The following is an 18,086-nucleotide window of genomic DNA, read 5'->3' on the forward strand; positions in this document are numbered from 1 at the left end:
GGGTGAAGGGTTTCCGTTCTTGCTGCGGGCACGACGAAGAACCCGCGAGAGGTGCGGGGTGTGCGAAGGACCGGAGCGGGAACTAGCTCAGGACAGCAGCATGAACGGGGGTCGTCACCGTCCGACCATAGCCCGGACCGGACTTCCATGGCGTACAAAGGACGCAGAGGTGATGCCGGATGACGCCCTCGGTGGTACGGCACGAGAAGCGGCGCCGGTGGGCGGTCGCCGCCGCCGCGGCCGTGGTGCTCGTGTCCGCGCCGTCGGTCGTCGCCGCGCTCGCCCCGGCCGGGGCGGCGGCCGACCCGGCCCGGTTGCGCGCCCTCGTCCTGGACTCCGCCGGGCGGCCGTACCAGGGTTACGCCGAAAGCACCGGTTCGCTCGCCCTGCCCGAGCTGCCGAACCTCGGCTCCGTCACCGCGCTCTTCTCGATGAAGACGCCGATGCGCGCGTGGTACGCCGGACCCGACCGCTACCGCGTCGACATCCTCGGCACCGCCGGCGAGCACGACGTCTACCGGTTGCCCGACGGCGAATACACGTGGGACTACGGCGACAACACGCTGACCGAGCTGATCGGCGAGCCGGCCGTGCGGCTCCCGCGCGCCGGGGACCTGCTGCCGCCCGAGCTCGCCCGGCGGATCCTCCGCGCCGCCGGCAACGACAGAGTGAGCGCGCTGCCCGGGCGGAACGTCGCCGGGGTCGCCGCGTCCGGGCTCCGGCTCGTCCCCGCCGACCCGGACACGACGATCGGGCAGGTCGACGTCTGGGCGGACCCGGCGACCGGCGTGGCCGTGCGGGTCGAGCTGACCGCCCGCGGGCAGCGGGCACCGATCTTCGTCACCGAGTTCCGGGAGCTGGCGCAGACGACGCCGGTCGTCGAGGCGCCGCGGCCGGCGCTCGGGTCCGGGTTCACCGTGGCGAGCGCCCCGGACGTCGCCAGTGTGCTCGGCGCGATGGGGGAGGTGCCGTTGCCGGCGAAGCTCGCCGGCCGTCCGGTGACGTCGCCGGGCTTCGGCGGGATCGAGGGTGCCGCGCTCTACGGCAACGGGCTCGCGTCGTTCGCCGTGATCGCCGTGCCGCGCACTGTCGCCGCGGCGGCCGGTGACGCCGCGGGCAAGGCCGGCGGGACGCAGGTCAAGCTGGCCGCCGGCACCGTGGTGCAGCTGTCGATCACGCCGTTGTCGCTGGCGATCGTCCGCTCGGCCGTCTCCCGCCGCTCGTACCTGCTGGCCGGGACGGTGACCCCGGACGTACTGAAGTCGGTGGCCGACGAGCTGTCCCGGCTGCGCCGGAGCGGCCGATGATCGTCACGCGCGCGCTGACCAAGCGGTACGGCACCACGGTGGCCGTCGACGCGGTGGACCTCGATGTCCGCGAAGGTGATCGCTACGGCTTCCTCGGCCCGAACGGCTCGGGCAAGACCACCCTGGTCCGGATGCTGCTCGGCCTGGTCTACGCCACTACCGGCGAGATCGAAGTGCTCGGGAAACCGGTGCCGAAACGGGTCGCCGAAGTGCTGCCCGACGTCGGTGCGCTCGTCGAGAGCCCGGCCGCGTACCCGCACCTGTCCGGACGGCGGAACCTGGCGCTGCTCGACGCCGCCGGGCGCGGCGGCGGCCGGCGCACGCGACGCCGTCGCATCGACGAAGCCCTGGAGCAGGTGGGGCTCGGCGGGGTCGACCAGCGGCCGGTGAAGGCGTACTCGCTCGGCATGCGGCAACGGCTCGGGCTCGCCGGCGCGCTGCTGCGGCGGCCCCGGCTGCTGATCCTCGACGAGCCGACCAACGGCCTCGACCCGCAGGGCATCAAGGAGATCCGGGAACTGCTCGTGGCGCTGAACGCGGGCGGCACCACGGTGTTCCTGTCGAGTCACCTGCTGGCCGAGGTGGAGCAGCTGTGCACACGCGTCGGCGTCGTCGACCGGGGACGGCTCGTGCTCCAGGAGGACCTGGCCACGCTGCGGGCGGCGACCGGCCGGGTGCTGGTCGGCACGCCGGACGCCGCCGCGGCGGCCGCCGTCCTCGACGGGCAGCTCGAGACCCGCGACGGCGACCGGCTGGTCATCCGGCACGGCGACCCGGCGGCGCTCAACGCGCTGCTCGTCGGAGCCGGGGTGCGCGTGACATCCATCCACGCCGAGCAGCGGACGCTGGAGCAGGTCGTCCTCGACGTGACGGGTCCGGGCTCGGACCGGTTCGGGGCGGCCGGATGATCGGCGTCGAGCTGCGGAAGCTCGCGCTGCGGCCGCGGGTGTGGGTCAGCGTGCTGCTGCTGTGCCTGCTGCCCGCGATCGTCGGCGTCTTCCTGGCGACGGCCGACTTCGCGCCGCCGCCCGGGCAGGGCGGGGCGTTCCTGTCCGCGGTGGTGAACGACGGCGCGCTGTACCCGGCCGCCGCGCTCGCGCTCGTGCTGCCGCTGTTCCTGCCGATCGCGGTCGCGGTGGTCGCGGGCGACGCGATCGCGGGCGAGGCCGCCGGCGGCACCCTCCGCTACCTGCTGGTGCGCCCGGTCGGGCGGACCCGGCTGCTGGGCGCCAAGATGGTGGCGCTGGCCGTCTACGTGACCGCGGCGATCGTCATCGTCGTGCTGACTTCGCTGGTGCTCGGGGTGTTCCTGTTCGGCACCGGCGGCACCCCGGGCATCGCCGGCCCGGGCGGGCAGCCGTCCGGCGTCACGTCGTTGTCGGGGCAGTCGCTCAGCTCGTCCGCGCTCGGCCTGCGGCTGCTGGGCGCGGTGACCTACATCGTGATGTCGATGCTGGGATTCGCCGCGATCACCGTGTTCCTCTCGACGGTGACCGACTCCGCACTCGGGGCCGCACTGGGCGGGCTGGCCGTGCTGATCACCAGCTCGGTGCTGGAGGCCCTCGACGCGGCCGCGTCCGTGAAGCCCTACCTGCCGACGCACTACTGGCTGTCGTGGATCGACTTCTTCCGCGATCCGGTGCTGTGGCACAACATCGGCCAGGGACTGCTGCTGCAGGCCGGCTACATCGTGGTGTTCTTCGGCGCGGCGTGGGCGAACTTCTCGACGAAGGACGTCACGAGCTGAGGCAGTCCGTGGGAGCTTCGAGCGGGCCGGTGCCGAGGGCCTGGAGGACGAGCTCGGTGACGGCCGGGTCGGTGGGCAGGTCGCCGTGGGCGGCCTGGTTGCCGGGGCAGACCTGCTGCAGGGCGACGTTGACGGCGCCGTCGAGCCGGGCGGAGTCCGGCGGGGTGACCGTCTCGTCCCGCTCGGTCCAGACCGACAGCCACGGCAGGGCCGGCGGGATCGGCTCCTTCGTCAGCTCCCGCATGAGGCTGCTGCCCGGCGCGAGCTGGACGCACGCGGCAGGGCACGCGCCCGGGACGAGCGCGCCGCCCGCCGTGGCCAGTCCGGTGCCGTGCATCGGCGCGCCGAGCGTCACCACCCGGCGGGCCTGGTGGGCGCCGCCCTCGCGGCTGACCCACAGCCGGGCCACGACCCCGCCGGCGGAGTATCCGACGACGTCGACCGAAGGTGCTCCCTGTTCGTACGCCCTTTCGACGGCCGCGGCCAGGACGGTGGCCTGTTCCACCAGGTCACCGGTGCCGTCCCCGGCGAGGGTGAGCACCTCGGCGGTGCGGCCGGTGGCCTGCCGGATCCGCGCGGCGAGCTCGTCGAGCGCTCCTTGCCCGCCGCCGTAACCGGGCACGAGCAGCACCGGGCCGGGCCGGTTCTGGTCGGGTGTCCCGGCCTCCGGCGCGGCTTTCGCACCGGAGGTGGCGACGACGGCGGCGGCGACCACCGCGACCACGGCCACGGCGACACAGCTCAGCATCAAGCGTCGCCGCGGGCTGAGTCCGCCCCACCAGGCCGTGATCCGCACGGTTCCATGATGACCCGGCCGACGTCACACCCGCGTGCTGGAAACCGGAACTCGCGTGATCGAACCCGTAACTGGCGTGATTGAAGCCGTAACTCGCGAGTTACGGCTCTGATCACGCGGGATACGGCTTGGATCACGCCAGTTGCGTCTTGGATCACGCGAGGTACGGCCTGGATCACGCGAGTCGTTCAAACCATCGCGGAGTCGGTGGCCTGGCGAGCGGTCGTCGAAGACTGCCCGGTCCTCTTGCGCCGCTGGGCGAGCACGACGGCGGCGAGCACGATCGCGGCGCCGAGCAGCTGCCACGCCGTCAGCCGCTGGCCGAGCACGAGCCAGCCGAGCAGGGTCGCGACGACCGGGCTCAGCAGGCCGAGGAACGTCACGTGCGTCGCGGACAGCGCGCGGATCCCGCGGAACCACAAGGCGTACGCCAGCGCGGCGCCGATCAGCGAGAGGTAGCCGTAGCCCGCCAGGTTCGCGCCGGACAGCGTCGCCGGGGGAGCGCCTTCGACGGCCAGCGCGACCGGCACGAGCACCAGCCCGCCGGCGACGAGCTGCCAGCCGGTCGTCGCCAGCAGCGGGGCGGGGGACGTCCAGCGCTTGCTCAGCACGACGCCGGTGGCCATCACGACCGCGCCGCCGGCCGCGGCGGCGACGCCGAGCGCGTCGAGGCGGGCGTCGGACTGCAGGACCAGCAGGCTGACCCCGAGCACCCCGGCGAGGCCGGCGAGCACCGTCCGGCGGTTGAGGCGTTCGCCGAGGAGGCCGGTGGACAGGCCCGCGACGATCAGCGGCTGCAGGGCGCCGAGGGTGGCGGCGACGCCGCCGGGCAGCCGGTAGGCGGCGACGAACAGCAGGGCCAGGAAGGCGCCGATGTTGAGGGTGCCGAGCACGAGCGAGCGCCACCACCAGTCGCCCTTCGGCAGGCGGCGGGTGAGCGCGACCAGCAGCAGCCCGGCGGGCAGGGCGCGGATCACCGCGGCGAGCAGCGGGCGGCCGGGCGGCAGGAACTCGGTCGTGACGAGGTAGGTGGTGCCCCAGATCGCGGGGGCCAGGGCGGTCACGAGGACGACGGCGAGTCGGTTGTTTAGCACTAAGGCAGATTACCTCAGCGCTAAGGTAGATCGCTACTACTCACTTACCGCTAAGGCATCCGTTACGCTGAGGCCATGGCCGACCACGTGGACCGGGTCCTGGAGCAGTGGCACGCGGAGCGTCCCGACCTCGACGTATCCCCCATGGGGGTGATTGGCCGGCTGAGTCGGCTGAGCGCGCTGGTCGACGCGGAGCTGCGCCGCACGTTCGCCCGCCACGGCCTGGACCGCTCGACCTTCGACGTCCTCGCGACCCTGCGCCGCAGCGGGCCGCCCTACCGGCTGACCCCGACCGAGCTGATGCGCTCGGCCATGGTCACGTCCGGGGCCGTCACCCAGCGGCTCGACAAGCTGGAGGCCCGCGGGCTGGTCGAGCGCACCCCGGACGAGGCGGACGGCCGCGGGGTCCGCGTCGAGCTGACCGGCGCCGGCGGCGAGCTGATCGACCGGGTCCTGCCGGACCACGTCGAAACCGAGCACCGCATCCTGGCCGCGCTGGATGCCGGCGAGCGCGACGAACTGGCCGCGACGCTGCGCACGCTGCTGGAAAGCCTGGGCGGCGCGGGCTCCTGACCAGCGCCGGCGCCGGTGGCAACGTCGTGAACGACTCGTTGATGACGTCGGATGACATGAACGAGTCGTTCACGACGTCCGGGGGCTAGGAGATCTGCCGGACCGGTTCGCCGTCCAGCAGGTAGTCGAGGTCGATGCGGCCGCCCGCGGCCGCGAGGACCGCGTCGATCGCCAGGTCGACGTCGAGCTTGCGGCCGTGCTGGTCGGCGTACGCGCGCATCAGGTTGCCGACGTGCCGTTCCGGGTTGAGCCATCCCGGCCACCGCAGCGACGCCTGCTTCGCCAGCTTCGTGAAGTCGGACTGGCGCGCGGTCGCCTCCAGCAGCCACTCCAGGTAGACGCGCATCGCGTGGAACGCGGTGTGGCCCGGGGTCGCCACCGGGCCGTGGCCGGGCACCACGGTGCGCGGCCGGAACGTGTCCTGGAGCCAGTCGAGCGCGTCGAGCCAGCCCGGGATCGAGCCGTGCACCGCCACCGGTGTGCTGCCGATGAACACCAGGTCGCCGGTGAACAGCGTGCCCGACCGCGGCTCGTGCACCACCAGGTCGCCCGCCGTGTGCGCGACGCCCGGCACGGCCACCACGTCGGCGGATGCGCCGCCGAGGTCGAGCTGCTGCCAGCCGGTCACCGGCCGTACCGCGTCCGGCTCCGGTGGCTCGAGCACGCCCCAGCGGGTGCAGGTGAAGACGTTGCCGTAGGTCTGCGGACCCGCCTTGACCAGCTCGACGCTGCCTGGCGCGGCCAGTGCCGTTCCGCCGTCGCGGAGAGCGACGCCGAGGCCGTTGTGGTGTTCGCCGTGCGCATGGGTGATCACGACCGTGAGTGCCTGGTCACCGGCGTACTTGCGGACGTCGCGCAGCAGTTCCAGTGTCGCCTGCTCGGTGCCGCAGGTGTCGATCAGCACGACGCCGTCGCTGCCCTGGATCCAGCCGCTGTTCGCGACGAACCACTCGGCCGGGCTCTTCACGTACGCCACCACTCCCGGGCGTGCGTGCCGAAGCGGGACGATGTTCGATCTGACGGCCGGCATGGTGTCCTCCCCTGAACTGACGAAGCGGTTAACGACGGTGGCCGGGCCAGGTTGCGCTTTCCCCGGGAATCTTCGGGGCCGGGAGCCCCTTCGGCAATCCTTCAAATTTCGATCGGTTGAACGGTCGATAATTTTCTCGGACCGATCATCGGCGCAGGTCTTGACAGTCGATCTCGACCGTCCATACTGGTATATACCTTTATGGGAGGGTCCGGGAAACACCGAGGGGGCTTCGCGCTCGCGGGCCGACGGCAGGTCTGAGGGGTCCTACCGTCGGCCGCGCGAAGCCGTTGGTCCGGATGGCCGGTCACGGGCAGTATTGACACAGATACTGGTACGAACCAGTATGTCTCCTTGCCGGCCGGGAGGAGACACATGGCGGGGGAACACGTCCGGATCGACAACCGGCTCATCCACGGTCAGGTCACCGTCGCGTGGACCCGGCGGCTCGGCGTACGCCGGCTGCTGGTCTGCAACGACGACGTCGCCGCCGACGACCTGCAGCGGATGCTGCTCCCGCAGGCCGCCCGCGGCCTGCCGACCGACGTGCTGTCGGTCGCCGACGCGCTGGCCGCACCCGCCGGCCGGGACGTCATGATCATCGCGCAGCACCCCGAGGACGCGTTCCGCCTCGTCGAAGGCGGACTGCGGCCCGAGGTCGTCAACGTCGGCAACGTCGCGCCGCGGCCCGGCGCCACGTTCACCATGGTGACCCGCTCGATCGCGGTCACCGCGGACGAGGCCGACGCCTACCGGAAGCTCGCCGCCGCGGGCATCCCGCTGGTCACCCAGCTGATGCCCCAGGACAAGCCGACCGAATTCGTCCCGTTGCTCGACCGGAAAGGGCTCTAGCCCCGCATGCTCGTCGCGTTGGCCCTGACCATCTGGGCGATCTACTGCACCTACGACGGGCTCGGCCCGTTCCTCATCTACGCCCAGCGCCCGCTGATCGCCGGCTCGGTGGCCGGGCTGATCACCGGGCACCCGCTGCTCGGCCTGCTGATCGGCGCGACGCTGGAGCTGGCGGCGCTGGGCGTCTACACCTACGGCGGCGCGACGATCCCGGACTACCAGACCGGCGCGATCGTGGGCACCGCGCTGGCCGCGGGCGCCGCCGGCGACGTGTCCGCGCAGGCCGCGATCGGGATCGGCGTCGGGCTGCCGGCGGCGATCCTGCTGGCCGCGCTGGACCCGGTCGGCAAGATGGTGACCACCGCGCTGGTGCACCGGGCCGACGGCTACGCCGCCGACGGCAACGCGCGCGGCCTCGCGATGATCCACTGGGTCAGCCTGGTCCCGTGGGTCGCGGTGCGCGCCATCCCGACGTTCCTCGCCGCGCTCGCCGCGTCCGGCGGGCTGGTCAAGGACATCACCGCGAGCATCCCCGCGGGGTTCGTCCAGGGCATGACCCTGGCCGGGTCGCTGCTGCCCGCCGTCGGGTTCGCGCTGCTGCTCGGCATGATGGAGCTGTCGAAGTACTGGTACCTGCTGCTGATCGGGTTCGTCGGGTTCGCCTACCTGCACCTGCCGGTCCTGGGCATCGCGCTGGTCGGCGTCGCGGTCGCGATGCTGTTCGTGACGCTCAAGCGCGACGAGCCCGTGCTCGTGGTGCCCGAGGCCGCGAACGCTGCCGAGGAAAAGTCCGCCGCCGATCCCCGGCTGACCAGACAGGACCTGCGCCGCGCGTTCCGCCGGTACTTCTGGTCGAGCCAGATCTCCTGGAACTACGAACGGATGCAGGCGCTCGGGTTCGCGTACTCGATGGAACCGGTGCTGCGCAAGCTGTACCCGGACAAGGCCGACTACACCGCCGGGCTGCAGCGGCACCTCCAGTTCTTCAACACCTCGGTGCTGGTCGGCGGCCCGCTGATCCTCGGCTCCACGGTCGCGCTCGAGGAGGCCGGCACGCCGAAGTCGGCCGCGAGCACCAAGGTCGCACTGATGGGGCCGATGGCCGGCATCGGCGACACCGTCGTCTTCGCGCTGTACAACAGCATCATCTTCACCATGGGCGCGTCGTGGGCGCTGCAGGGCAACTGGCTCGGCCCGGCGTTCGCCGCGGTGATGGTGCTGGTCCCGTACGCGCTCGTGCGGCGCTGGCAGTTCGGGTTCGCCTACCGCGAAGGCAAGCGGCTGGCCGGGCACCTCGCCGCCGGCGCGCTCGCCCGCGTCGCGCAGGGCGCGACCGTGCTGGGGTTCGTCGTGCTCGGCGGGTTCATCCCGTCGATCGTCAAGGTGGTCACCACGCTGACCTACCGGCAGACCACCACGGTCCAGGGGAAGCCGGTGACGCAGTCGGTCGCCATCCAGGACCGGCTCGACGAGCTGCTGCCCTTCCTGCTCCCGGTGCTGGTCACCGCCGGGGTCTACCTGTTGACGGTCAAGGCCCGGCTGCGGCCGGTCTGGGTCATCGCCATCGTCGTCGTCGCCGGGGTCGTCCTGGGGTGGCTCGGCTGGTTCGTGCCCGCCCCGGCGAAGAGTTCCTGATGCGGCCAAAAGGAGGCCGCCCCCCGAGCGGCACGTAACCGTTGCTACGAAGCCATTCGGCCGTGACTGTGGCCGGATCGGGAACAATCGGCACAGTAGGAGTCCGCCATGACCGTTCCGATCATCCTCGCCGGGCACGGCCGCCTGCCCTCCGGCGTGGGGGAAGCCGCCGAGATGATCCTCGGCCCGCAGGCGCGGCTGAAGATTTGCGAGCTGGGTCCGCACGAGAGCCCGGACGAGTTCGGCGCTCACGTGCTCGCCCTGGCCGGCGACGCCGCCGAGGTGCTCGTCCTCGCCGACCTGCACGGCGGCTCGCCGTTCAACACCGTCCGCGCGCTCGCCGCCGCGCCCGCCACGCGCCCGCGCCTGGAGCTGGTGTCGGGGCTGAACCTGCCGATGCTGCTGGAAGTCCTGCTGCACACGACCGGCGACGTCACCGAGCTGGCCGGGGTGGCTCGCGCCGCCGGCCGCGACGGCGTCGTCGACGTCCTGGAATCGACCTGGTGACCGCCGCGCTGATGCTCGCCGCGCAGGACGTCCGGATCACGCCGGGACCCGGGCACCCGCTCGGCGGCTACCTGGCCCGGCACGGCGTCGCGACCGGCACGCACGACGACCTCGAGGCGTCGCTGATCTGGCTGTCCACCGAGGACGATCCCGGCGTGCTGTGGGTGGCGCTGGACGCGCTGGCGGTCGACGCCGGCCTCACCAGCACCCTGGCCGACGCCGTCGCCGCGGCGGTGGGCATCGGCCCGGAGCGGGTGCTCGTCTGCGCGTCGCACACGCATTCCGGCCCCGAGGGCTGGACCGGGCCGCTGCACCCCGGGCTGCCGGGGCAGCGCGACCCCGGGCTGGTCGGCCGCATGGCGGAGAAGGTCACCGGCGCCGCGTTGCGGCTGCGCGCCTGCCGCGGGCGGGTCCGCGCCCGCTGGCACGCGGGTTCGACCCAAGCCGTCGGCGGCAACCGCTACCGGCCGGACGGGCCGCACGACACGTCGTTCGGGGTGCTCGAACTGCGCCGCGACGACGGCTCCCCGGCCGCGCTGCTGTTCGACTACGCCAGCCACCCGACCGTGCTGGGCCCCGACAACCTCGCCTGGTCGGCGGACTGGCCGGGCGCGACGCGCCGCGAGCTGGCCACGCTGGTCGGGCAGCCGGTCGCGGCCTTCCTGCAGGGCGCGGCGGGGGACGCCAGCTCCCGGTTCGTGCGGCGCGGCCGCAACCACGAGGAGGTCCGCACGCTCGGCGGGCACCTCGCGACGTCGATCGCGCGCACCCTCGCCGAGGCGGGGGCACCGTCGTCACCGGCGGCGACCGGCCCGGTCCGGCTGACCCGCTCCGCGCTGCACCTGCCCTACCGGGACGTGCCGTCCCTGGAGGACAGCGTCGAGCTGCGGGAGGCGGCCGAGGCCGAGTGGCAGCGTGAACTGGCGAGCCACGGCGAGGACCACCCGGCCGTCCGGATCGCGCAGACCCGGTACGAAGGGTGCGCGATGCTCGCCGTGATGGCGGCCAGCAACCCGCCCGCCGGCTGTGCCGAAGTGCCGGTCACGGTGGTGTCGCTCGGGGAGATCGCCTGGCTGCACACGCCGTTCGAGCTGTTCGCGTCGCTGGGGCTGCGGATCCGGCAGGGCAGCCCGTTCCGGCACACGCGGGTGATCGGCTACACCGACGGCTACCTCGGGTACCTGCCCGACGCCGCGGGCCACCGGGAGGGCATTTACGAGTCCTACGTGACGCTGTTCCGCCCGGAGGCCGCGGACGTGCTGGTGGAGCACTGCCTGAAGCAGCTGCGGGCCCACCATCACACCGGCCGGTGTGATTCGGTCCCGGCTCGGGGGGCCTAGGCCGGGCTGCGCCGTGCCTGGGTGAAGACGGTGTAGCGGTCCGCGCGGTAGAGGGACCGGCCCGCCTCGATGACGCCGCCGCTCTGGTCGTGCAGCGTGCCTTCGATGATCAGGCACGGCTGGGTGGCCTCGATGCCGAGCAGGGCGGCGTCACCCGAGTTCGGCAGCACCGCCGAAATCGCCGTGTCGTTCCACTCCGCGTGCACGCCCCAGCGTTCCTCGATCGTGCGGTGCAGGGACTCCGTTTCCCAGTCGAACAGCTCGATGCCCGGGAACCGGTCCACGGACAGGTTGGTGCGCTCGACCGCGAACGGCTCGTTCTCGACGAAGCGGAGCCGTTCGAGCCGGAACACCCGGGCGCCGGGGGGCACGTTGAGCCGTCCCGCGATGCGCGGGCCCGCGCTCTCGACTTCGGCGTGCAGCACCTTCGTCTTCGGCACCACGCCGCGGGCCTGCATGTCCTCGGTGAACGAGGTCAGCATGTCGATGTGCGCCGCCTGGCGTTCCGCGGTGAACGTCGCGGTGCCGTGCTGGCGGTACAGGACGCCGTCCGCGACGAGCCGGTTGATCTCCTGCCGGACGGTGCCGCGGGCGACCCCGAAGTGCTCGGCGAGGAACCGTTCCGACGGCATCAGCCTGCCGGGACCCGCCTCCGTCGCGACGCTTTCCAGGATTTCGCGGAGCTGGTCGCCCTTCGGCCGCCCCGGCTGCAGCGCGTCCGGAAGGCGCAGATCGCTCGCGGCAACGTGTTTCGGACGGGGCATCTCTCCAGTATGTCGCGCCGCGGGGTGGGAGTGACACCCGCCGGTGGGTCAGCCTGTCGCGCGATCGGCCAACCGGGCCAGGAAGCGCTCGGCGAAGGCTTCGCCTGTGACGTGCCCGACAGCCTGGTAGCGGGCGCGGGACTCGCGGGCCGTGCCGTCGGCGAGCCTCGACCGGCCCGCCGCGGCCTCGACCGCGGCCAGCCCCAGCAGGGCCTCCGCCTCGACCACGCGGAACCCGCCCGCCCGGGCCGCGTCGAGCGCCGTCCGCGCGTGTTCGCCGGCTTCGCCCACGCGGCCGCCGGCGGCGAGGACCCGCGAGAGTGTCGCGGACGCCTCCGCCAGCTGGCCCCGCAGTCCCGACTCCGCGGTCAGTTCCCTGGCCTCGCGCAGGACGCGCTCCGCGGCGCCGAGGTCACCCCGGGCCTCCAACGCCCGGCCCAGCGCGATCAGCGCGGCGGCCTCGACCTGCCGGTCGCCGTCGCGGCGGACGCAGTCCAGTGCCGCCTCCGCCGTCGCCACCGCCGCGACGTGCTCCCCGCGGGCGACCTGCAGGGCGCTCACCGCGTTCAGCGCGGTGGCCTCGCCGAAGCTGGAGCCCAGGTCGCGGAAGGCCCGCAACGCCTGGTCGAGGACGTCCCCCGCGTCGGCCAGCCGTCCCGTGGCGAGCAGCACCCAGCCGAGGTCGGCGAGGTTCGCGGCCTCCCAGAACGCGAGGTCCTCCTTGCGGGCCAGCGCGATCGCCTCGACCAGGCAGTCTTCGGCCTGCTCCAGCCGGCCCAGCTGCCGGTAGTGGCAGCTCAGCGAGTTCAGCGCGAGTGCTTCGCCCGAGCGGTTGGCCAGCTCGCGGAACAGCTGGATCGCCCGCCGGCTGTGTTCGACGGCCTCCGCCAGCCTGCCGGTCCACTCCAGCATCGCCCCGAGGTTCGCGACGGCTGTGGCCTCGCACTGCCGCCAGCCGCACGCCCGGCTGGCGAGCACCGCCTTCTCCGAGTGCCGGATGCCCGCTTCGTGCTGGCCTTCGCGGAAGTACGCGCCGCCGATGGACAGGTGCACGAGGGCTTCGGCGGGCTGGGCACCGCGCTCCTGCGCCGCGCGGAGCACGATCGGGGCCAGCTCGAGCCATTCCGCGCGACGGCCGTGGTCGTGGAAGAACCGCCGCAACGCGTCGGCGAGGTACCAGGCGCCGGGGTACGGCCCGCGCGTCGCGGCCTGCCGGAGCGCGGCCGACAGGTTCGGCACCTCGACGTCCAGCCAGGCCACGGCTTCGGCCGCGCCGCCGAAGACGACCGGGCTCGGCGCCGACGGCGCGTCTTCGCGGGGGAGCGCCACGATCCGCGCGCCGAGCAGGGCGACCGCCGCGTCCGCCGCCGCGCAGTAGCCGGTGAACAGCCGCTCCCACGCCGCGTCCCGCGCGGACTCGTCCTCATCGGCGGAGACGCACTTCTCGGCGTAGCGCCGGGCGAGGTCGTGGAACCGGTAACGGCGGGGCGCGTGCGCCTCGAGGAGGTTCGCCGCGATCAGCCCGCGCAGCCGCCGGGTCGCCTCCTCGGCGGGCACCGCCAGCAGGGCCGCCGCCGCGACCGCCGTGAAGTCGGCCCCCGGCACCAGCGCGAGCAGCCGGAACGCGTGCCGCAGCACCGGCGGCAGCGCCTGGTAGGACACCGAAAACGCCTTGGCGACGGCGCTTTCCCCGGACCCGTCGAAGCCGAGCTGGGCCAGCGGGTCGCCGCGCAGCTCGTCGACCAGCTCGCCGATGCCGGCGACGCCGGTGTTCGCCGCGGCGATCCGCAGGGCCAGCGGGTGGTGCCCGCACAGGCGGGCCAGCTCCGCCAGCTCGCCCCGCTCGCCGGCGGCCCGCTCGCCGAGCAGGGCGGTCAGCAGCGCCAGTGAGTCCTCCTCACGCAGCTGCGTGAGGCCCAGCGACCGCGCGCCGGTGCGGGCGACGAGCTCGTCGAGCCGGTGGCGGCTGGTCACCAGCACCCGGCCGGACGACGGCAGCAGCGGCAGCACCTGGGCGGCGTCACGGGCGTTGTCCAGCACCACCAGCGCCTGCCGGTCGGCCAGCAGCGACCGGTAGAGCTTGCTCTGGTCGTCGACGCCCGGCGGCACGTCCCGCAGGTCGACGCCGAGGGTCCGCAGCAGCTGGGCGAGCGCGGCGGCGGGGGTGAGCGGCTCGTCGTCGGCGTCGAAGCCGCGCAGGTTCACGTACAGCTGGCCGTCGGGGTAGCGCTCCCGCGCGGTGTGGGCCCAGTGCACGGCCAGCGCGGTCTTGCCGACGCCGGCGGTGCCCGTGATCACCCAGACGTCGCCGGGTTCGTCGAGCGCGGCCAGCTCCGGCGCCCGGCCGGCGAACCCCCGGACATCCAGCGGCAGTTCGGCGGGCCGCGGCGCGACCGGGGCCGGCGCGGGTTCGTCTTCGCCACGCAGGATCCGCAGCCGCAGGTCCTGCAGGGCCTGGCCGGGTTCGATGCCCAGCTCGTCCACCAGCAGGTCGTGTGCGCGCGTGTATGTCTCCAGCGCTTCCGCACTGCGGCCGCAGCGGTGCAGCGCGAGCATCAGCGCGGCCCGCAGCCGCTCGCGGAACGGGTGTTCGTCGACGAGCTGCCGCAGCTCGCCGACCACTTCGCCGTGCCGTCCCGAAGCCAGCTCCTGCTCGTACAGCTCCTCCAGCACGACGAGCCGGCGTTCGGCCAGTGCCGGGCCTTCGCGCCCGGTCAGCTCCTCGCTCGCCCCGCCGAGCGGGCTGCCGTCCCACAGCGCCAGCGCGGCCCGCAGGTGCGCGACGGCGGCCGGCCCGGCGGTGGCCCTGGCCTTGGCGACCTCGTCGTCGAACACGTCGAGGTCCCGGTCGCCGGACGCGACCTCGATGACGTACCCGGGCGCGCGCCGCACGATGACGTCGCGGCCGAGGAGCTTCCGCAGTTCGGAGATGTGCACCTGCAGCCGCCCGCGGACGCTCGGCGGCGCGTTCTCGCCCCAGGTCAGGTCGATGAGCCGGTCTTCGCTGACCACGCGGTTCGGGTTCAGCAAGAGCGCGGCCAGCACGGACGTCTGCTTCTGGCCGCCGGGACGGACCGGGCCCGTGTCGTGGAGGACCGTGACGGGTCCGAGCAGGCGGTAGCGCACGTGTTGCCCCCCGGAAGGCGGACCGAAGCGGAACGGAAGTGCCGTCACCGACCCTATCCCCGGACGTGACGGAAGGGAGGCCATGGGTGGACAGGGACGACGCGGACCGCTTGTTGTTCGTCTGTTTCCCGGACGCGGGCGAAGCCGCGGGCCGCTACCGGGCCTGGCGCGATCCGCGGATCTCGGTGCAGGTCGTCGAGCTGCCGGGCCGCGGCGAGCGCCGTGACGAGCACCCGTACCGGGACATGTGGCTGCTGGTGGAGTCCTTGTCCGCGGAGCTGGCCGCCGTCCTCGCCCGCCCGCACGTCCTGTTCGGTGCCGGGCTCGGCGCGCTCGTCGCGTACCGCCTGGCGCAGCGGCGGGTGGCCGCGGGGCTGGGGGTCCCGCGGGCACTCGTCGTGGCGCACCAGGCACCACCCGCCCGGGTCGCGCGGGCGGTGCCCGAGCAGGCGGAACGCGCCGACGTGAGCCTGCTGATGAGCGACGCGCACGTGCCGGTGGCGCCGCCGCTGCCGTGCCCGATCCGCGGGTTCGGCGACCCGCAGGTGATGACCGGCTGGGGTGAGCACACGGGCGCCGGGTTCGTGCTCGCCCCGGCGCGGACGCAGGACAGCGCCGCCCTGCTGCGCGACGCCGTCCTGCGTTCGGCCTACCTGATCTCCGCCATGGCCGTGCGGGAGCCGGTGACGGAGGAGTCGCCGCGCTAGGTAGCTTTCACGTGAAAGCTGCGCTCAGGTGCGATCGTCGTGGATCTGTAAGCACTGTTACAACTGGCGCGTGGTCCGGCCATGACTCTGACGCGCGCTCTCGTCCGTCCAGTCCTGTTTCGTCGCGGGCGGCGGGCCGGCCGCGAACTGAGCCGGTGCGTCAGCCGGCCGGGGACGGCGCCAGCTCGAGGGCCTTCTCGGCGCCCTGGATGAGGTCGGCGTAGGTGATCACCTCGACGCGGCTGAGGTGCGCGTTGTAGGTCCGGAGCGTCTCCGGGACGTGCTCGCGGACCTCGGGGTCGCCGACGTGTCCGGGGTGGCCGATGACCACCGTCGCGAACGCGCGACGGCACTCGATGCCCAGTTTCTGCTTGATGCTGTTGCGTTCCTCGTCCAGCTCGCGCAGGTAGTTGAGGGTTTGGCCGACGGCTTTGTTCACCTCGGGGCCGACCACGAAGAATTTGCGGTACGGGATGATGAGATCCCGGATGCAGGCCCGTTTCAGCTCGACGACGTGGAGCGCGCCGTCGGCCCGGATCAGCGGGACGTCCAGCTGGGTCATGACGGCCAGTAGCCGGCGTTTCGTCTTGTCGACGAAGCGGCCGCCGAACATCCACCAGCTTTCCTCGAGGATCCGCTGGAAATCGTTCTCCTTGGCGGCCGGATCCCGGACGACGTCGGAAAGCGCCGTGATCACGTCCCGTTGTTTCGCGGCCTGGATGCCGTCGAGCAGCACCTGCCCGGCGCCGTGCGCGGCCAGGATCTCCGCCGCGTGCGGGGCTTCCGCCAGTGCTTCGGCCAGCTGGGCCAATTGGCCTGCGTCGGCTTCGCCCGTTTGGACCTTCCGGATGACCGCCGAAAGCGGCGCGTCCGGCTCGGTTTGCGGCTCTGCCGTGCCGGACGGCGTGCCGAACCGGGCGGAAAGGAGCCGGTGGAGTTCGCCGATCGCGGCGTCCTCGCACGTCCATTGGCTCGCGCCGGGCCGCAGGTGGAATCCGGAGTGGCCCGGCCGTGGTGACCAGGACTGGGCGACGAGAATCAGTTTTCCGTCGTCGCCACCGGTGGGGACGAACCATATCGTCGCGGTTTTGTAGACGTCGTCGCTTCGGTGGACGACGGCCGTTTCCACGTGCCGCCAATCGTCCTCCGGTGCGGAGTTTTCGATCAGTTTCCTCAGTTCTTCGGCGGGGTCCGGTTCGTCCGGGGTGGAGGTCACATCAGCCAGTCGCGCCGCGAATCCGCGCTGTTACGGCGGTCGGGACCCCGGTCACCTGCGGTGGCGAGATCACCGGAACGAGGACATTCCAGTGGGTTTGTTTCCTTGGTCCAACCACTCCTGTCAGTGGGTCACCGTTCGCGCGCCCGTCACTCTTTCGCGTGACCATGCTGTGACGTATTTCTCGGCAACGTATTTGCGGACCCGGAAATCGTCATCTACAGTCCGGCGAATCACGGCTCGACGAGCCGGATTCCGTGATCGAAAGATTCTTTCTCCAGGAGAGCTATGCCCCATCGCGCCTCGCCCCGCCGGCTCGCCGCGCTCGCTCTCGTCGTCGCCGCACTGCTGAGCGCGTGCAGTCAGCCGAGCCGTTCCGCGGCCGCCGGCGACGTCGAAAAGCCGTCGATCCGCGTCGCGATCTTCCCCGCCGTCGACCTCGCCACCCTGTGGCTCGCCCAGGAAGGCGGGTACTTCAAGGCCGAGGGTCTCGACGTGCAGACCGACGTCGGCGCCAGCGGCCAGGAGACGCTGACCCGGATGACGAACGGCCAGGACGACCTCGCGCTGTCCACCTACACCCTGTTCTTCCTGGCGAAGAGCAGCGGAACCGCGGACGTGAAGCTGGTCAGCGACGCCACCTCGGCGAGCCCGCGCAGCAACGAGATCGTCACCGTGCCGAACTCGCCGGTGAAGACCGTGAACGACCTGGGCGGCAAGCGGATCGCCATCAGCTCGAAGAACGCGGCTTCGGACGTGCTCACCCGGTCGGTCATGCGTGACCACGGCGTCGCGACCGACAAGGTGCAGTGGGTCCCGATGCCGCTGCCCGAAATGGGCGCCGCGCTTGCGCAGGGCCGGGTCGACGCGGCCTACCAGCCGGAGCCGTTCCTCACCCAGGCCGCCAAGACCGCCGGGGCGTACCCCGTGGTCGACGCGGCCAGCGGCAGCACGCAGGCGTTCCCGCTCACCGGCTACGGCGCCACCGCCAAGTGGGCCCAGGAGCACCCGAAGACGGTGCGGGCCTTCCAGCGCGCGATGCTCAACGCCACCCGCGCCGCGGTGGACCGGGCCCGGATCGAACCCCTGGTCGTCCGCAACGCCCGGGTGGACCAGGACATCGCGGGCCTGATGGTGATGCCGGCCTTCGGGTCCACCCTGGACGCCCGCCGCATCCAGCGGGTGCCGGACCTGCTGCAGCAGCTGGATGTTGTCCAGACCAAGATCGACGCCTCCTCGATGATCGCCCCGCAGGCCGGGACCGGCTGAGCGGAGGACGGGCCGCGAAGGGCGGGTGCGCGAACGCGCACCCGCCCTTCTTTGTGCCGTAAGGACTTTCCCCGCCGGGTGGCCTTCGTGAAATTTTCGGACCGGGTAACCGCGCGTCCGGTT

General features: G+C 72.7%; 16 protein-coding genes. 10 read left to right on the forward strand and 6 right to left on the reverse strand.

All coding sequences use genetic code 11. The features are described from left to right. The first annotated feature begins 179 nt into the window (after nucleotides 1–179). The 3 genes from A3CE_RS0130230 to A3CE_RS0130240 are packed head-to-tail and all read left to right on the forward strand — an operon-like array spanning nucleotide 180 to nucleotide 3,054. On the forward strand, nucleotides 180–1,307 hold the full coding sequence (locus A3CE_RS0130230) for a LolA-like protein (RefSeq protein WP_020643842.1): 1,128 nt from the start codon (nucleotides 180–182) through the stop codon (nucleotides 1,305–1,307). Then, nucleotides 1,304–2,215 (forward strand): ABC transporter ATP-binding protein, encoded by a 912-nt coding sequence (locus A3CE_RS0130235; protein WP_020643843.1) that lies wholly within the window; start codon nucleotides 1,304–1,306, stop codon nucleotides 2,213–2,215. Before A3CE_RS0130230 ends, A3CE_RS0130235 begins: the two co-directional genes overlap by 4 nt. Beyond that, on the forward strand, nucleotides 2,212–3,054 hold the full coding sequence (locus tag A3CE_RS0130240; protein ID WP_020643844.1) for an ABC transporter permease: 843 nt from the start codon (nucleotides 2,212–2,214) through the stop codon (nucleotides 3,052–3,054). The genes A3CE_RS0130235 and A3CE_RS0130240 overlap by 4 nt, the downstream gene beginning before the upstream one ends. Here the strand turns inward: A3CE_RS0130240 and A3CE_RS0130245 are convergent. Then, the gene (locus A3CE_RS0130245) at nucleotides 3,044–3,850 is read right to left on the reverse strand and encodes a lipase family alpha/beta hydrolase (RefSeq protein ID WP_245589612.1); all 807 of its coding nucleotides are present in this window, start codon (nucleotides 3,848–3,850) and stop codon (nucleotides 3,044–3,046) included. The two genes, A3CE_RS0130240 and A3CE_RS0130245, sit on opposite strands and share 11 nt — an antisense overlap. A 188-nt stretch (nucleotides 3,851–4,038) precedes the next feature. Beyond that, nucleotides 4,039–4,944: an EamA family transporter gene (locus tag A3CE_RS0130250; protein WP_020643846.1), complete on the reverse strand. Its 906-nt coding sequence runs from the start codon at nucleotides 4,942–4,944 to the stop codon at nucleotides 4,039–4,041. A gap of 75 nt (nucleotides 4,945–5,019) precedes the next feature. Between A3CE_RS0130250 and A3CE_RS0130255 the strand changes: the two genes are divergently transcribed. Then, nucleotides 5,020–5,517, forward strand: a complete 498-nt coding sequence (locus A3CE_RS0130255) for a MarR family winged helix-turn-helix transcriptional regulator (RefSeq protein ID WP_020643847.1) — start codon at nucleotides 5,020–5,022, stop codon at nucleotides 5,515–5,517. A gap of 85 nt (nucleotides 5,518–5,602) precedes the next feature. Here the strand turns inward: A3CE_RS0130255 and A3CE_RS0130260 are convergent, their stop codons facing one another. Further along, the gene (locus A3CE_RS0130260; RefSeq protein WP_026469018.1) at nucleotides 5,603–6,547 is read right to left on the reverse strand and encodes an MBL fold metallo-hydrolase; all 945 of its coding nucleotides are present in this window, start codon (nucleotides 6,545–6,547) and stop codon (nucleotides 5,603–5,605) included. A gap of 375 nt (nucleotides 6,548–6,922) precedes the next feature. On the opposite strand from A3CE_RS0130260, the gene A3CE_RS0130265 reads away from it, so the two are divergent. The 4 genes from A3CE_RS0130265 to A3CE_RS0130280 all read left to right on the forward strand — a co-directional run bounded on the left by A3CE_RS0130265 (nucleotide 6,923) and on the right by A3CE_RS0130280 (nucleotide 10,881). Continuing rightward, nucleotides 6,923–7,399 (forward strand): PTS sugar transporter subunit IIB, encoded by a 477-nt coding sequence (locus A3CE_RS0130265; RefSeq protein WP_020643849.1) that lies wholly within the window; start codon nucleotides 6,923–6,925, stop codon nucleotides 7,397–7,399. A gap of 6 nt (nucleotides 7,400–7,405) precedes the next feature. Then, nucleotides 7,406–9,034, forward strand: coding sequence for a PTS system mannose/fructose/sorbose family transporter subunit IID (locus A3CE_RS0130270; RefSeq protein ID WP_020643850.1), 1,629 nt, complete (start codon nucleotides 7,406–7,408; stop codon nucleotides 9,032–9,034). A gap of 108 nt (nucleotides 9,035–9,142) precedes the next feature. Next, on the forward strand, nucleotides 9,143–9,541 hold the full coding sequence (locus A3CE_RS0130275) for a PTS sugar transporter subunit IIA (RefSeq protein ID WP_020643851.1): 399 nt from the start codon (nucleotides 9,143–9,145) through the stop codon (nucleotides 9,539–9,541). After that, nucleotides 9,538–10,881, forward strand: a complete 1,344-nt coding sequence (locus A3CE_RS0130280; protein ID WP_020643852.1) for a hypothetical protein — start codon at nucleotides 9,538–9,540, stop codon at nucleotides 10,879–10,881. The genes A3CE_RS0130275 and A3CE_RS0130280 overlap by 4 nt, the downstream gene beginning before the upstream one ends. Here the strand turns inward: A3CE_RS0130280 and A3CE_RS0130285 are convergent. Together A3CE_RS0130285 and A3CE_RS0130290 are read right to left on the reverse strand one after the other, a co-directional pair. Further along, nucleotides 10,878–11,645: a GntR family transcriptional regulator gene (locus A3CE_RS0130285; RefSeq protein ID WP_020643853.1), complete on the reverse strand. Its 768-nt coding sequence runs from the start codon at nucleotides 11,643–11,645 to the stop codon at nucleotides 10,878–10,880. The two genes, A3CE_RS0130280 and A3CE_RS0130285, sit on opposite strands and share 4 nt — an antisense overlap. Nucleotides 11,646–11,693: 48 nt before the next feature. After that, entirely contained in the window at nucleotides 11,694–14,771 is a 3,078-nt protein-coding gene (locus A3CE_RS0130290) for an AfsR/SARP family transcriptional regulator (RefSeq protein WP_026469019.1), read from the reverse strand. 86 nt (nucleotides 14,772–14,857) lie between these two features. Here A3CE_RS0130290 and A3CE_RS0130295 point away from each other — a divergent pair, with 86 nt between their 5' ends. Then, complete coding sequence (locus A3CE_RS0130295; protein ID WP_020643855.1) at nucleotides 14,858–15,478, forward strand: thioesterase II family protein; 621 nt, start codon at nucleotides 14,858–14,860, stop codon at nucleotides 15,476–15,478. Between the two features lie 160 nt (nucleotides 15,479–15,638). Here the strand turns inward: A3CE_RS0130295 and A3CE_RS51805 are convergent, their stop codons facing one another. Further along, nucleotides 15,639–16,694 (reverse strand): Shedu anti-phage system protein SduA domain-containing protein, encoded by a 1,056-nt coding sequence (locus A3CE_RS51805; RefSeq protein ID WP_020643856.1) that lies wholly within the window; start codon nucleotides 16,692–16,694, stop codon nucleotides 15,639–15,641. Nucleotides 16,695–16,982: 288 nt separating this feature from the next. On the opposite strand from A3CE_RS51805, the gene A3CE_RS0130305 reads away from it, so the two are divergent. Next, nucleotides 16,983–17,963, forward strand: a complete 981-nt coding sequence (locus A3CE_RS0130305) for an ABC transporter substrate-binding protein (protein WP_020643857.1) — start codon at nucleotides 16,983–16,985, stop codon at nucleotides 17,961–17,963. Nucleotides 17,964–18,086: the final 123 nt, after the last annotated feature.

The sequence above is a fragment of the Amycolatopsis balhimycina FH 1894 genome, from assembly GCF_000384295.1.
In the GTDB taxonomy this organism is placed as follows: Bacteria; Actinomycetota; Actinomycetes; order Mycobacteriales; family Pseudonocardiaceae; genus Amycolatopsis; species Amycolatopsis balhimycina.

Coding starts and splice junctions, on each gene's coding strand:
- A3CE_RS0130305 (WP_020643857.1), top strand. CDS start 16,983: ATGCCCCATCGCGCCTCGCCCCGCCGGCTCGCCGCGCTCGCTCTCGTC.
- A3CE_RS0130270 (WP_020643850.1), top strand. CDS start 7,406: ATGCTCGTCGCGTTGGCCCTGACCATCTGGGCGATCTACTGCACCTAC.
- A3CE_RS0130230 (WP_020643842.1), top strand. CDS start 180: ATGACGCCCTCGGTGGTACGGCACGAGAAGCGGCGCCGGTGGGCGGTC.
- A3CE_RS0130235 (WP_020643843.1), top strand. CDS start 1,304: ATGATCGTCACGCGCGCGCTGACCAAGCGGTACGGCACCACGGTGGCC.
- A3CE_RS0130265 (WP_020643849.1), top strand. CDS start 6,923: ATGGCGGGGGAACACGTCCGGATCGACAACCGGCTCATCCACGGTCAG.
- A3CE_RS0130260 (WP_026469018.1), bottom strand. CDS start 6,547: ATGCCGGCCGTCAGATCGAACATCGTCCCGCTTCGGCACGCACGCCCG.
- A3CE_RS0130285 (WP_020643853.1), bottom strand. CDS start 11,645: ATGCCCCGTCCGAAACACGTTGCCGCGAGCGATCTGCGCCTTCCGGAC.
- A3CE_RS0130240 (WP_020643844.1), top strand. CDS start 2,212: ATGATCGGCGTCGAGCTGCGGAAGCTCGCGCTGCGGCCGCGGGTGTGG.
- A3CE_RS0130275 (WP_020643851.1), top strand. CDS start 9,143: ATGACCGTTCCGATCATCCTCGCCGGGCACGGCCGCCTGCCCTCCGGC.
- A3CE_RS0130255 (WP_020643847.1), top strand. CDS start 5,020: ATGGCCGACCACGTGGACCGGGTCCTGGAGCAGTGGCACGCGGAGCGT.